Source organism: Sphingorhabdus sp. (genome assembly GCF_044354325.1).
Taxonomy (GTDB): Bacteria; Pseudomonadota; Alphaproteobacteria; order Sphingomonadales; family Sphingomonadaceae; genus Sphingorhabdus_B.
Genome location: NZ_JBILAF010000049.1, coordinates 1 through 14,536, shown reverse-complemented (window position 1 = coordinate 14,536; position 14,536 = coordinate 1). Strand labels below are relative to the sequence as shown.

At 57.1% G+C, this 14,536-nt stretch carries 11 protein-coding genes and 1 pseudogene; 2 read left to right on the top strand and 10 right to left on the bottom strand.

The window, feature by feature from the left end:
* The 3 genes and pseudogenes from ACIQ0G_RS06180 to ACIQ0G_RS06170 form a co-directional block, all read right to left on the bottom strand.
* Nucleotides 1-1,610: hypothetical protein (locus tag ACIQ0G_RS06180; RefSeq protein WP_397577152.1), on the bottom strand; the 1,610-nt coding region annotated here is incomplete at its 3' end.
* Nucleotides 1,611-1,612: 2 nt separating this feature from the next.
* Nucleotides 1,613-2,032, bottom strand: a complete 420-nt coding sequence (locus ACIQ0G_RS06175) for a GtrA family protein (RefSeq protein WP_397577151.1) — start codon at nucleotides 2,030-2,032, stop codon at nucleotides 1,613-1,615.
* 62 nt (nucleotides 2,033-2,094) lie between these two features.
* Nucleotides 2,095-3,683 (bottom strand): annotated as a pseudogene (locus tag ACIQ0G_RS06170) (NAD(P)/FAD-dependent oxidoreductase).
* A gap of 396 nt (nucleotides 3,684-4,079) precedes the next feature.
* On the opposite strand from ACIQ0G_RS06170, the gene ACIQ0G_RS06165 reads away from it, so the two are divergent.
* A complete protein-coding gene (locus ACIQ0G_RS06165) occupies nucleotides 4,080-5,621 on the top strand; it encodes a DEAD/DEAH box helicase (RefSeq protein WP_324479593.1) in 1,542 nt (513 codons plus the stop codon).
* Between the two features lie 98 nt (nucleotides 5,622-5,719).
* Here the strand turns inward: ACIQ0G_RS06165 and purH are convergent, their stop codons facing one another.
* From purH to ACIQ0G_RS06140, 5 genes are all read right to left on the bottom strand, one after another.
* Entirely contained in the window at nucleotides 5,720-7,309 is a 1,590-nt protein-coding gene (purH, locus tag ACIQ0G_RS06160; protein WP_397577150.1) for a bifunctional phosphoribosylaminoimidazolecarboxamide formyltransferase/IMP cyclohydrolase, read from the bottom strand.
* A 4-nt stretch (nucleotides 7,310-7,313) separates the two neighbouring features.
* Nucleotides 7,314-9,032 (bottom strand): heparinase II/III family protein, encoded by a 1,719-nt coding sequence (locus ACIQ0G_RS06155; protein WP_397577149.1) that lies wholly within the window; start codon nucleotides 9,030-9,032, stop codon nucleotides 7,314-7,316.
* Nucleotides 9,029-9,691 carry a ribulose-phosphate 3-epimerase gene (rpe, locus tag ACIQ0G_RS06150; protein ID WP_397577148.1) on the bottom strand — a complete coding sequence of 221 codons (663 nt, stop codon included), beginning with the start codon at nucleotides 9,689-9,691 and terminating at the stop codon, nucleotides 9,029-9,031. Before rpe ends, ACIQ0G_RS06155 begins: the two co-directional genes overlap by 4 nt.
* Nucleotides 9,692-9,751: 60 nt before the next feature.
* Nucleotides 9,752-10,282 carry a GNAT family N-acetyltransferase gene (locus ACIQ0G_RS06145; RefSeq protein WP_397577147.1) on the bottom strand — a complete coding sequence of 177 codons (531 nt, stop codon included), beginning with the start codon at nucleotides 10,280-10,282 and terminating at the stop codon, nucleotides 9,752-9,754.
* A 149-nt stretch (nucleotides 10,283-10,431) separates the two neighbouring features.
* Nucleotides 10,432-11,700, bottom strand: a complete 1,269-nt coding sequence (locus ACIQ0G_RS06140) for an RsmB/NOP family class I SAM-dependent RNA methyltransferase (protein WP_397577146.1) — start codon at nucleotides 11,698-11,700, stop codon at nucleotides 10,432-10,434.
* A 137-nt stretch (nucleotides 11,701-11,837) separates the two neighbouring features.
* On the opposite strand from ACIQ0G_RS06140, the gene ACIQ0G_RS06135 reads away from it, so the two are divergent.
* Nucleotides 11,838-12,002 (top strand): DUF1674 domain-containing protein, encoded by a 165-nt coding sequence (locus tag ACIQ0G_RS06135; protein WP_183942161.1) that lies wholly within the window; start codon nucleotides 11,838-11,840, stop codon nucleotides 12,000-12,002.
* A gap of 61 nt (nucleotides 12,003-12,063) precedes the next feature.
* Here ACIQ0G_RS06135 and ACIQ0G_RS06130 read toward each other — a convergent pair whose 3' ends face one another.
* Nucleotides 12,064-12,465, bottom strand: a complete 402-nt coding sequence (locus ACIQ0G_RS06130; protein WP_397577145.1) for an acyl-CoA thioesterase — start codon at nucleotides 12,463-12,465, stop codon at nucleotides 12,064-12,066.
* Nucleotides 12,462-14,522, bottom strand: a complete 2,061-nt coding sequence (locus ACIQ0G_RS06125) for a S9 family peptidase (protein ID WP_397577153.1) — start codon at nucleotides 14,520-14,522, stop codon at nucleotides 12,462-12,464. The genes ACIQ0G_RS06130 and ACIQ0G_RS06125 overlap by 4 nt, the downstream gene beginning before the upstream one ends.
* Between the last annotated feature and the right edge of the window lie 14 nt (nucleotides 14,523-14,536).

Below are 14,536 nucleotides of genomic sequence, written 5' to 3'. Positions count from 1 at the left end.
GCAAGATAATTGATCCCGCGCGCGGCCATCAATTGCTTGGCAACATCGGGGCGCGATCGGAAAATTTCGATATGATCGTGTATTGCTTTTTGATTGCGATGATGGCCGCTCGCCAAAACGCTGTGCGCGGTTTGAACCAGGATCATTGGCGCCATATCAATCGGAACCAGAAACTGTCCGCGCGGTAGATCGGATAATGTTGCGACCGACGGCGCGGATTCGCATGAGCGCAACTTTGCGTCTGAACGCCCGTCAACAGCAGGCGTCAGTTGTGGCAAGACATTGAGGACGGCGGACACAAAAGACCCAGGCGCCATCAAAAAGCCCATCAGAGCGACATAAAGAATGCGCTGCTTGGGCACCTCGCTTTGCCGATAAAACCCAAAGACGTGCGCGATAAGCGCAGCGATCGGCACTACCGCATAGGCAGCTGCCACCGAAATCGTCCGGGAAACAAATAGCGACAGGACAAGGGAATATAGGCTGAAGAAGCCGATGACCCATAAATTTGATCGATCCGTTTTGTCCATTTTGCGGGTCAGAACTACGCAGCCGACAAGTCCTGCAATTGGTGCCGCCATCACAATCACGATGGTGGGCAGGTCCTGATGCCAAATCGGCATCCCTTCTTTCACGTACACATACCAATAGTCGTGCACGAGCGGATCAAGAGTACTGAACGGACCGTTCAAACATTCAGGTGCGCGGAACGCGAATACAGCGGCAGCGACACCCCCTGCAGTAGCCATGATCAAGACACGCGCCAGCTTGGATTGCGGAGCAATAAACAGGCCCGGGATCATGATCGCTGCGGCGGCGAGGATTGCCAATAACTGTGGCGGCGACACGGTGTCGCAATATATCGCTGCGCCCAGGCCCTGTATCTGCGTGCCAAAAAATAGAACCAGCGATGCCGAAACGAATGCGCTAATCGTCCACAACAGACGGGCGGCTTCGTGCGGCTTGGTTAGCCATTGCCAACCCAGGAACAGGAAAAAGGCCGCGGACATTGGTAGGCCTTCAAGCGATATATGAAGCCATATCGCAAGAGCTGCGCCCAAAACCAATCCCGCCTTGCGCACATGTCCATAAAATAATGATGCCAGCGCCAACACGGCCATCGCGACTTGCCAGCCGTGATGGTCGATACGCATTGGCTGCAATTGCCCGATGAGCGGAACGGACAATGCGGAAACAATCGCTGCAGAAATAGCTGCCGTTTTGCCACCCACGCGCAAAGCGGTGTAGGCCAGAATCATGATGATGACACCTAACAGCAACGACGGCACGGCAGTCGACGCGGCTATTTCTGCAAAAGCACGACCGAACATCGGTGTGAGCAATAAAGTTATTGCAGCCAAAGGCAGCTCAATCAGCCGCGACCAATGCATCGGTGCCCCATCCGGTGGGTTCAGGCGGTACTGCCGGTTGTCAAACCAGCTTTGGCCGTTCAGGAAGTCCCTTAATTGCGTCAGGCGTAATTGGTCGTCGGGATCCCTACCACTGCCCGAAATGATGTTGGGCCAACTATGGATAATAAGGGAAATGGATAGCAATACCCAAATGCCAAATATCAGCCACGTAAAATGTCTTTCGATGGAACGCGCCACGACTAATGCACCGACGCTTGCCGAAAAATGACGACGTTGCGCAGCAGATAGGTGAGCACAAATGCCGTCGCTATAGCGGCAACTTTCGCAACGCGCGGGTCGATGTCCAATGCCGTACCTGCGCCGACCACAATTATCGTCAGGACAAGGCCAATGAGGGCAGAGGCCAGAAACATCGCCTTTTGTTGCGTGCGGGCGGCGGTGCCCTTTTCCGAAACCCGATCGTGGAACACCTTGCGGCTGGATAAAATCCAGTGCGCGAATATGCCGACTGAATAGCCAACGGCAGATGCCGCCGTTCCGAGCATGCCTGTTTCCAGCAACAGCAGGAAGACGATCATATCGGGTGCAAGCGCACCAATGCTGACTGCGACATAACGCAGGAAGACATTGCCCCGTAATCGGTTGGCCAGTTTAATCACCCGTGCACCCCCTAATTGGTTCCGCAATCATGCAGGCAGCTTGGCCGCCTGCATGATGCTCCTTACGCTGCCTTGCTGATATCGTCGGCGTTAAGCTGGCCGGCAGGTGCGATCCGTTTTGGCACGTCGCGTTCCGACGTTAGCGCAGCCGCTTGATCTTCGGTAACCTTGACCGCAATCACATCCTGTTCGCCTTCGTCGCCCGCTTCATGATATTCGGCGTCTTCGTTGACGTTCCAGATATTATAGACGCGGCTTCCCGCCGCGATGTTTTCGACGGTCAACATGGCGGTCATCATCGCGTGGTCCTGGTTGTTGTAACGGTGCATACCGTTGCGCCCGACCATGTGGAGCGTTGGATAACGCGTTTCCAGTTCGTTACGCATCGCCTCGACATTGGCGGCATATTCATCGTCATAGACCGGATATGCCTTTTCCTGACGGACAACGGCCCCGCCAACAACATCTTGCGCTTTGCACAAACCGAGAATGGCCATTTCTGTCTTGGCGAGTTCAATCAGGTCGGCATCGGTTGACGCCCACAGATTGTCATTTTCGAAGCAGAAATATTCAAGACCGACGCACGCGATGGACGGATCTGGCACCATCTCGGGTGACCAGCTGCGGAAATTTTGCACGCGGCCGACCTGCACTTTGCTGTCGTGGATATATATATCCAGTTGTCTGGGAACAAATCGTCAGAGCGGATCATCAGTGCCACGGTCAAAAAGTCACGATAGCGCAGGTTATTCGCCTGCAACGATGTTTGCGGAAGCGGATGGATACGTGCTGACAGCTCGCGCATCGGTGCACTGCTGATAACATGCTTTGCGGTAATCACCGCCTCGCTGCCATCGGCTTTGGATGCCGACATCCGCCAGTTGCCATTTGCATCCTGCGCGAGTTGTTTAAAGCTATGGCCCATCAAAACCCTGTTGCCCTTCGCCACGACAAAGTCGCGCGCCGCGTCCCACATCATGCCGGGTCCAAGGCGCGGATAACGGAACGTCTCCAACAATGTCTTGGTTTCCATGCCGTCATTGGGCTTTTTATTCAGCCCCAAGGACCGCTTGAGCCCGTCAAGGACGGCAGCGCCAAGGCTCAGCCCCTTAATGCGCTGCGCTGCCCAGTCGGCGGACATTTCGTCGCACGGCATGCCCCAAACCTTTTCGGTGTAGGTTTTGAAGAAGATCGAAAACAGCTTGTGGCCAAACTGGTTTACCGTCCAATCCTGAAAGCTGCGGACTTTTTTGTTCGGAAAGGCCTTGGCCTTCACATAGCTCGCCATGCACAGCGTCGACCGCACAATGCCAAGGTTGAACAAAGCTTCGAACGCGCGCAGCGGATAGCTGTAGAATTTGCCTTCATAATAGATCCGGCTCATGCGCGGACGTTGAATGAAGTCGTTGGGCAAAATCTCGTTCCACAAATCGACAACGTCTTTCGACTTCGAAAAAAAGCGGTGGCCGCCGATATCAAAGCGATATCCATCCACTTCGACCGTGCGGCTGATGCCGCCGACATAACGTTCGTCTTTTTCAATGACGGTAACGCTGTACCCTTTTTTCGTCAGCAAATAGGCGGCGGTTAGGCCGGCGGGTCCTGCCCCGATGATTGCCACGTCTACTGCTGTCTGGTCCTGCACTGCCATAAATACCCCGTGAGAGAAGCTCTGGGGAAATCAGTGAACGAAATGCCCAATAGATGGTTAACGCGGCGTTACGAACCGTCGTTATGCGCAATGCTGCCGCGACTGATTATTGCGCAAAAGCACAAATAACTTGCGTTTGCTGCCCCGTTAAGCCAATAGGCCGCCAAGCGCATGAGGCGAGCGGACGATACCGCCGCAGTATTGGCAGCGTGAGGGCCGCAACAAGTGGCCTCGCCAATCGAACAAGATGCGTAAGCTTAGAGGCTTCCCATATCACGCAGGGTTGTTTCCAACGGGTCAGCATAAGCTGCTCCCGAACACCTGCTGTTGCGCCCGTGCGGTCCTGTTTCAAGGATCTGCATCATGGGGCTGCGACGACTATTTGAAAGTATAAATATGTCTTTTTTCCAAGACCTGGGCCTTGCCCAACCTATCCTTAAGGCGCTTGAAGCCGCTGGATATGATACCCCGACACCAATCCAGCAACAGTCGATCCCGCCATTGCTGCAAGGCCGCGACCTGTGCGGCATCGCACAGACCGGAACCGGCAAGACCGCCGCATTTGCTTTGCCATCGCTGCACCATTTCGCAACAAAGCCAAAAGCGCGTCAGCAATATAGCTGCCGTATGCTGGTGCTGTCGCCAACCCGCGAACTTGCGGCACAGATCGCCGACAGCTTCCGCACCTATGGCAAATTCCTTGGTCTGAAGGTTGATTGCGTCTTTGGCGGCATGCCCATTTTCAGCCAGAAAAAGCGCCTTGCTGGCGGCGTTGATATTCTGGTCGCGACACCGGGCCGTCTGATCGATTTGATCGAGCAACGCGCGGTCACGTTGAAGGACGTCGAAATCTTCGTCCTTGATGAAGCGGACCAGATGATGGACCTTGGTTTCATCCACGCGTTGAAGCGTATTGACCAGTTGCTGCCAAAGCAGCGTCAGACATTGTTCTTCTCGGCCACCATGCCAAAGGCGATTGCTGAATTGGGCAACCGCTTCCTCAACAACCCTGTTCGTGTGTCGGTTGCACCTGCGTCCACCACAGCGGAGCGCGTTGAGCAATTCGTGACCTTTGTCGAACAGCGCGAAAAGCAGACCTTGCTAACGCTCAAGTTGCAAAGCGAAGAGATTGACCGCGCACTTGTGTTCACGCGCACCAAGCATGGCGCCGACCGCGTTGTGCGTGGGCTTGCTGGCGCTGGCATCCAATCGGCCGCCATTCACGGCAACAAAAGCCAAGGCCAGCGTACCGCTGCGTTGCAGGCATTTCGTGACGGCAAAATCAAAATCCTCGTCGCAACCGATATTGCCGCGCGCGGCATTGACGTTCCCGGCGTCAGCCATGTGTTCAACTTCGAACTGCCCAATGTGCCCGAGCAATATGTGCACCGCATCGGTCGTACCGCGCGTGCGGGCCGTGAAGGCATCGCAATGAGCTTCGTTGCGGGTGATGAGCGTGGCTATATGAAGGATATTGAGCGTCTGACGGGCGTGCGCGCCATGACGCTTGGCCTTCCTGAAGGTTTCCGTGCGGCTGTTGCCGCATTGCCGCCCCCCGTTGCCGACAAGAAACCGCAACAGGCCCGTGGCGGTCGCGGCGGTGGTCAACCCGGTGGTGGCCGCACCAACTATGCTGGCAAGAAATTGGGCGGCAACAATGGCGGCACTGGTTTGAACGGCGAAACCCGTAACCGGACGCATGCACCTCAAGGCGGATGGCAGCCAGCCATCGGACCACGTGACGGCAGCCGTGAAGGTAGCCGCGATGCACGTCCACGTAGCGACAATGCCGCCAGCGGCGACCGTCGTCCTACCGCCGACCGTGCATTTGCCGCGCGCAGCGAAAACCGTCGCGATCCCGGCGCACCCGCGCGGAACTATGGTCCTAAAAAGGGCGGTAACGGAAACTACAGAGGTTCCGTGAAACGCGCTGGGTAATTTGACTCCAGGGCGTCATCCTGAACTTGTTTCAGAATAGCAAACAAACGTAGCGCGTTATCCTGAAACAAGTTCAGGATAACGCGTCGCTGTTTTTATCAATGGCGGAAGTGGCGCATTCCGGTGAAGACCATGGCCAGACCAGCCGCATCGGCAGCGGCGATCACTTCGTCATCCCGCATCGATCCGCCCGGTTGAATGACCGCCGTTGCGCCCGCTTCAGCGGCAGCCAGCAAGCCATCTGCAAACGGGAAAAACGCATCTGAGGCGACTGCGGATCCAACGGTACGCGGCGTTGCCCAACCATAAGTTTCGGCGGCTTCGGTTGCCTTAATCGCGGCAATCCGCGCGCTGTCGCGTCGGTTCATTTGGCCTGCGCCAATACCCGCGGTTGCGCCATCCTTGGCATAGACAATGGCGTTCGACTTTACATGCTTGGCCACGGTCCAGGCAAAGCGGCAGTCGGCCAATTCCTGCGCCGATGGTGCACGCTTGGTAACAACCTTGAAATCGCTGTCGGCAACATGGCCGTTATCGCGCGACTGCACCAAAAGACCGCCCGTGATCGGCTTAATCGACAAACCGCCGCGCTTTGGATCAGGCAGATCACCCGTCAACAAAAGCCGAAGATTCTTTTTCTTTACGAACACCGCCTTTGCCGCATCATCCGCCGATGGCGCGGCAACGACTTCGGTGAAAATCTCGGTAATGGCTTCCGCAGTGGCACCATCCAGCGGGCGGTTAACCGCAACAATGCCGCCAAATGCCGACACGCTGTCGCACTCGAGCGCCGCGCGGTACGCGTCGATTAAGGTTTCGCCGGTTGCCACACCGCAGGGGTTGGCATGCTTGACGATAACGACGGTAGGCGGTCCATCGCGAAACTCGCTGACCAGTTCCAGCGCCGCATCAGCGTCGTTGTAATTATTATAGGACAGTTCTTTGCCCTGCACCTGTTCGGCTTGGGCAATTCCCGATCCATGCGGGCCGACGGGTACATACAGTGCTGCGCGCTGATGCGGGTTTTCGCCATAGCGCAATTCGGTTTCGCGATTTCCGTTCACGGCAAGCATATCGGGGAACAGCTGCTGCTGATCCGCAAAAGCGAACCATTGGCTAATCATGCTGTCATATGCTGCGGTCGCCGCATAGGCTTTGGCCGCACATTTACGGCGGAAGTCATAGCTTGTTTTGCCACCGCTTTCCTCCAGCTCTGCGATCAGATTGTCATAATCGGATGGGTCGGTCAGGATCGTGACATATACGTGGTTCTTCGCGGCACTGCGCACCATCGACGGTCCGCCAATGTCGATATTCTCGATAATTTCATCGCGCGACGCGCCTTTGGCCACGGTTTGCGCAAAGGGATACAGGTTCACCACGACAAGGTCGATTGCGCCAATGTCATGTTCTTTCATCGACGCTGCGTGTTCGGCATTGTCGCGTACAGCAAGCAATCCGCCATGCACTTTTGGGTGCAGCGTTTTGACGCGGCCGTCCATCATTTCGGGAAAGCCTGTAAGCTCGCTAATGTCCTTCACCTGAAGCCCTGCATCACGCAGCGTCTTGGCCGTACCACCGGTGGAGACCAGTTCGACATGCCGTGCGGCCAAAGCATGCCCAAGTTCAACCAATCCCGCCTTGTCCGAAACGGACAATAGGGCACGCTTAATGACGACGTCTTGCATAAATTTATCCTAAATGGCGGAGCTGCCAGCCGATGGTGAGGCCGCCTGTACCAGTGTCCGTGGTAATCACAAGTTGGCGGGTGGGGTGGGGACGACCATTTTGGTCAACCCAAAGACTGTCATCCACAGATAATTGACCGTCAGATGCCATAAATGCCCAATTGCTGCCGTTGGCCATCCGCAAAAACACCGCTTGTGGACTATCGGAAGCGACGATTTCGATTTCGGGGCCAAGGTGAAACCGGATATGCACCGGCACGCCTTCTTTTGGCTTGCCCTGGGGAAGCAACGTGTCTTCTCCGCGCAGATCCATGCCGTCGGAACGCAGGATCAACAATCGCGCATGGCTATAGCCAAAGGTGCGAACGTAACCGTCATGGCTTGCCTCAATACGGGTCGCCTGATCAATATCGCGGCGCTCAAGCCCCACTTCGACAACACCTTTGCCCAGCTGGCCGCCGGGCAGAATTGCTGTCGAGTTGGTGTCATTCACGCATAATGTCGAATGCGCCGCCGTGGTCCGAAGCCCGCGTGCCAACGCGGCCGGTATCGTCGCGCCGACAAGCGCCGCACCACCGCAGTTCACAATCACGCGCTGCTCACCATGCGACAATTCAAATGCAAGCGTGGAGGCGCAGCCTGACGCGGACTGACGCGCCAATGGCGGGGGACCTGCATCCAGCAGCAGCACAGACTTGCCCGCAGAAACGCGCTGATAACCCCAATCGAGCGCTTGGCGATGTGGTCGCGCGCGCACTTCGCTGGCCGCCACCAATGCATCGATATGTTCCGCACCCATATGCGCCGACCCTTGCCACGCGCCAAGGCCGCCATCGGCATGGGTAAGGCCAAGCAACGCTGGCACGGCCCGCCCGAGTGCTTCGAGCAGGAATATAGGCACCATCTCGCTGCGCGCCGCATAGCATTGCTTGAGCAGGCTGAGCAGGCCGATCAATTCCATCAGCTGAACAGGTGAGCGCGACACCACGCCGCCGTCGGGGAAAATGGTCGCCCGCAGCGATTCAGCCAAGCCGTTCTCGCCAACGGCGCGGCGCACCTTGCCCTCTGGCAACAAAAGCGATGCCGCGACGACGCCCGCCCAGCCCACAGTCTTGCCGAAGTGGCTTTGTGCACGCGGGGCTGTTTGATCGAGATGGCGCGCAACCCGGGCGAAATGATTGATGACGCGCGCACGGTAAATGGGGTCCGCACTGCTGAGCAGAAACGGCGATCCCGCTGCCATGTTCATTAAGCGCCACGCACAATTGTCGACGCGCCATGCCGGCTCGCGCGTTTTCATGCCATTGGCCAGCAACCATGCATCGGCAATCTGTGCTGCGACCGGTGCACCTTCGCCGCGATTGGTCGCCGCGGACAAATCACGCAGCCAGTCAAATCGGTGAATATAGTCGGTCAGCGACGGCTGAAGCGCGAGCTTGTCATAATCCAACCCGTCGAACGCCTGTTCAAAACCCTGATAATGGAATTTGCCCATGCGCAGCGCCTGCCCGCGCCCGGCATGGCCTTTTAGCGGATCGTTCGGCACCGCAAGCAAGCGCATGGGAACCTTGCCCATGAGCCTGCCGCTATGCAGCGGCGTGCGCCATGTTAATTTGTAAAATTCGAGAGAAAGCCGCTCGAGAAGATTTTGGCCCGCGCCTTGGGGCCTGACAATCAACGCCGTTTGCCGTTGCCCATTGTCGCCTTCATCGCCGTCAGTCATTCACCCCTCAGCGCCAAAATATTGGCCGCATATTGGCCCGCGCCACCCTTGAAAGTCGCGGTTCCAGCAACCAACGTGTCCGCCCCTGCCGAAATCGCCAGTGGCGCCGTTTGCGTTGTGATGCCGCCATCAACTTCCAACCGGATATCGCGGCCTGTTTTGTCAATCATCTTGCGAATGGCTTCAATTTTGCGCAGCTGGCTTGAAATGAAGCTCTGGCCACCAAAACCGGGGTTGACGCTCATCACCAGCACAAGGTCGATGTCCTCGATAAGATAATCCAGCATTTTGGCCGGCGTGTGCGGATTGAGCACGATACCCGCCATTTTACCCAGCGACTTGATCAGCTGCACGGTGCGATGCGGGTGCGGCCCGGCTTCGGGATGGAATGAAATGATATCCGCGCCAGCCTCTGCAAAATCCTGCACATATTGGTCGACCGGCGAAATCATCAAATGCACATCAAACGGCTTTGCGCTGTGTGGGCGAAGCGCCTTTACCACCGCAGGGCCAATGGTGATGTTGGGGACAAAATGTCCGTCCATAACATCAACATGAATCCAGTCACATCCGGCGGCATCAATGGCCCGCACTTCTTCTCCTAATCGGGCAAAGTCAGCGGACAAAATCGATGGCGCAATGCGAACAGGGCTGGTCATATTTTGCGTTTAGACGCTGGACCGCGCATGGGCAAGCGAACGGACCGCGTTATACACAGCTTATCGCACGCTTTGGCGCGGCTCACGGCGGTAAACGAACAGGTCACCGATCACATCATGCGACTCCGCAAATTTGGTGAAGCCAAGCTTCGCTGCGACATTATGCGAAGCTGCGTTGCCACGGTCGATGATGCAGCGGATTTCGCCCAAGTTCGTTGCGTCTGCCCAACCAAGTATCGCGGTCATCGCCTCGGTCGCGTAACCCTTGCCCCAGGCATCGGGCGTAAACGCCCAGCCAGCTTCGGGAAAGCCTTCAAGATCGCTGATGCCGCGTTCAAATTGCGCCAGCCCGCCATTGCCGACAAAGCGTCCGCTCTCGCGCTCGACAAAGGCCCAATAGCCATAGCCGAACAGCGACCACATGCCGATGCCCTGAAGCATTTTCATCCAGCTTGTATTGCGGCTGCGCGGCTCGCCGCCAATAAACGCCGTCATACGCGGGTCAGCCCACGCCGCCGCATAATCTTCCCAATGCGCGCGCGTCATGGGTTCGATGGAGAGGCGTTCGGTTACAAGTGTTGGCGCTGTCAATGTCTTCCCCTCCGATCATAGCGTAGCCCTGAGCAGCATCCGCGTAGCGGGTGCGTCCGTCGAAGGGCGCTTTGCGAACGATAGCCGCCCTTCGACTTTTCGCCAGCGCTTGCGCGCTGACGGCTCAGGGCTTCGGTGTTTTTTGTACCTTAACCAGCCCGCAAGAACCGCGCCACGAAAAATCCGTCCAAGCCGCCTTGTTCGGCCAGCATGGGCGGCATCGTCCGGACATGTCCTTGCGCGTTTGCAGTAACCCCAATGGGCAACTCGTCAGCTGTTACAGGCTTCGTCGTATATTCCGGCTGCCGTGCCAGAAACGCCTCTGCCTGCGCCTCGCCCTCATGCGGTTCAAGCGAGCAGGTCGCAAAGACCAAGGTGCCACCGGGCTTCAGCCATTGCGCCGCACGGTCCAGCATGGCGCTTTGGATCGCCGCCAGATTGTTGATGGCTTTCAGGTCAATGCGCTGCAACACATCGGGGTGGCGCCGCATCGTGCCCGTCGCACTGCACGGCGCATCCAGCAATATGGCATCAAATAACTGCGCCGGTTTCCAATCCATGACGTCCGCATTCACGCGTTCTGCATTTAATTGCGTGCGTTCCAGATTGGCCATCAGACGGTCCATGCGCCGGGCACTGTTATCCAGCGCGGTCACGGTAAAACCCGCGGCCGAAAGCTGCATGGTCTTGCCGCCGGGGGCCGCACATAAATCGAGCGCCCTTTTGCCCTGCCCGTTGCCCAGCAAGCGCGCTGGAAGACTGGCGGCGAGATCCTGCACCCACCATGCGCCTTCGTCATAGCCGTCCAATTCTTCGATGGCGGTTCCGCGCGGTAAGCGGACATGACCGGGCATCAGGCTGACGCCGCCGAGCCCCTCTGCCCAGGCCTGCGTGGCCGTCGCATCGCGCAAGGCAAGATCAAGCGGCGGCGGTTCTGACAATGCGGCCTGTGCGCCGGCAATCATTTCGTCGCCCCATACCGGATGCCAGCGCATCATCACTGCCTCTGGCAGCGACGGCAGATCGGGCAGCGTGGCTTCGGCGCGCAAGAGCGACCCCAATACGCCATGCACCAGTCGCCGTGGTCCGCCATCAACCAGCGGAAGCGCCGTCGCAATTGCGGCATGGGCGGGTGTGCCCAGCCGCAATATTTGCGCCAGCGCCAGCCGCAATACCATGCGTGCCTTGGCATCATCCGGCAGCGGCTGTTTGGTTTTGCTGTCAATCAACTGATCGAGATCAACCGACCAGCGCAGCGTTTCTTGCGCAATCGCGATGGCGAGTGCGCGGTCCGGCGGCGACAGCCCTTTGGTCGCATTTGCCGTCGCTTGATCCAACGGTGTGCCCATGCGCATGACGGTATCAAGCAACCGTAATGCGGCGCGGCGGGTCGGAAGTCCGGAAATTTCTTCAGTCATGCACAGCGCACTAGGCGTCTGCGCCAAACAAGGGAAGAGCGGTTCGATGTCACGCCATCGCCAAGCTTCAACTTGCAAACTTGTGCATCTGCACCGATGTAGGGGTTAACCGAACGCGCTTTCGAAGGAGAAGCTTCATGGGCACGCGCCCTTCACATGTCAAAGCACCCGATTATTTGTCGAAAAGCCCGCCCGTGCCGGCACCGAAAGCGGTTGATCGCGAACCCGAACCAGATGCAGAAAGACTGGACCCCGTGCGTTATGGCGATTGGGAATTGAAGGGCGTGGCGGTCGATTTTTAACGCGCCTATCGTTCTATCGATATTCCGGCATATCATGCCCCGGGCTACCTAGGGTCAGGACCTAATGATGGACGCCCATAAACGGCGCTGACACCTCGGGCCGCACGCGTACCAATCGGCCAGTCGCTTTATCAATCATCGCCCAAGTCGTATTTGCCCGCACAATGACCTTGCCCGCGGCATCAACAAAATCCACACGCCGGTCAAATTGCGCACCCTTTGGTTCGCGTTCAATCCAAGTATTGGCGGTAACGCTTTCGCCGGGGCCGACATTGCCGCGGTAATCAATTTCATGCCGGGTCACGACCCAGAAATAGGCGGCGATATGTTCAGGCGCGGCAACCGCCTGCCAATGCGATGTCGCCATATCCTGAATCCACCGCACCCAGACGGCGTTGTTGACATGGCCAAGCTCGTCAATGTCATCTGGTTGCGCGGTAAATATGCGGGTGAAAGAGATCACTTTTGTGATGATGCCATCCCCATTTGCCAAATGATGAACGCCGCCTCTTCGGCATTTTCGCGCAAGCGTTCAAATCGACCCGACTTGCCGCCATGGCCAGCGCCCATGTTGGTTTTGAGCAGCAGCACATTGTCGTCGGTCTTCATATCGCGCAGCTTGGCGACCATCTTCGCAGGTTCCCAATAGGTCACGCGCGGATCATTCAATCCAGCGGTCCAGAGCATTGGCGGGTAAGCCTTTGCCGCGACATTGTCATACGGGCTGTAGCTGCGGATATAGTCGAACGCGGCCTTGTCGGTGATTGGGTTGCCCCATTCGGGCCATTCGCCCGGCGTCAGGGGCAGATCCTTGTCGAGCATGGTGTTGAGCACATCGACAAAGGCCACATGGCTGACGACGGCGCCAAACAATTCAGGTGCCTGATTGACCACCGCGCCCATCAATTCACCGCCAGCGGAACCGCCGCTTGCGGTAACCTTGCCTTTGCCGGTAAAGCCCAAATCGATCAGGCCTTTCGCCGCATCAACAAAGTCGTTGAACGTGTTGGTCCGCTTGGTCAGTTTGCCGTCCAAATACCATTGATAGCCAAGGTCATCGCCGCCGCGAATATGCGCGATGGCATAGGCAAAGCCGCGATCGACCATCGACAGCCGGTTGGCGCTAAAGCCCGGCGGCATCGCGTAACCATAGGCGCCATAAGCATAGAGATGCAGCGGCTGGCTGCCGTCTTTTTTGAAACCCTTTTTGGTCAGGATGGAGACCGGCACCTTGGCACCATCGCGCGCCGTGATCATCACGCGTTCGGTCACATATTGCGCAGGATCATATCCGCTGGGGATTTCCTGAACCTTCAATGTTTCCAAGCGGCCATCGGCCAGATGATAATCAAACACCGTGTCGGGCGTAACCATCGATTCATAACCCAACCGCAGCTTCGTCACATCATATTCGGGGTTATCGCCAAGGCCGGCATCATAGCTGGCCTCAGGAAATTTGATTGGCTGCACCTTGTTGGCATCCGCATAATCGCGGATTTCAACTTGATCGAGGCCATCGATGCGGCCTTCGGTGACGTAGAAATTTTTGAACAGCGACAGCCCCGTCAAATAATGGCGGTCAGACCCGGCAATCAGCGTTTTCCAATCGCCCGGCGCCTTCATGGTGGCGGTCGCGACGCGGAAGTTCACATGATCATCGTTGGTCAAAACATACAGCATGCCATCGCGGACATCGACGCTATATTGGCGTCCCGTCTTGCGCGGGGACACCATGATCGGTGTTGCGGTGGGGTCGCTTGCTGGAACCAGCCGCACTTCGCTCGTCACATTGTCGCCCGTACCAATGACAATCCAATCCTCTTGGGCGGTCAAGCCGACACCAACGCCGAAACCGATGTCCTGTTCTTTATACAGCAGCTTCGCTTTGGTCAGATCTTCACCCAGCCGGTGGTACCATGCATTGTCGGTGCGCCAGTTTTCATTGGCAAGGCCATAGACAACGCCTTTGCTGTCCGATGACCAGACAATGCCCGACAATGTACCCGGGATGATGTCGCGCAATTTTTCGCCGGTTTCCAGATTGCGGAAATGCAGGTCAAACCGTTCCGACCCGTTATCGTCGTAGGCGTACGCCAATATTTTGCCATCGGGGCTGATCTCTGCGGCACCAAGGCGGAAATAGGCTTTGCCCTTGGCGAGTATATTTTCGTCGAGGATGAGCTGATCGGCACCGCCGGCAACCGCCTTGCGATAATGCTTGCGATATTGCGCGCCTTCTTCGAATTTTGACCAATAGATATAGTCGCCATCCTTTTGCGGGACCGAGCTGTCGTCTTCTTTGACGCGGCCTTTCATTTCCTGAAAGATGGTTTCGGTCAGCTGCGCTTGCGGCGCCATCTGCGCTTCGAAATAAGCGTTCTCGGCATTCAGATGCGCGAGTATCTCTTTATCATCGATCGTCGGATAACCCGAATCGCGCAGCCAATGATAATCATCGGTAATTATAACCCCGTGCCACATGGCACTGTGCGGGCGCTTTTCAGCAACGGGGGGCTTAATTTCACCGGCGGTTT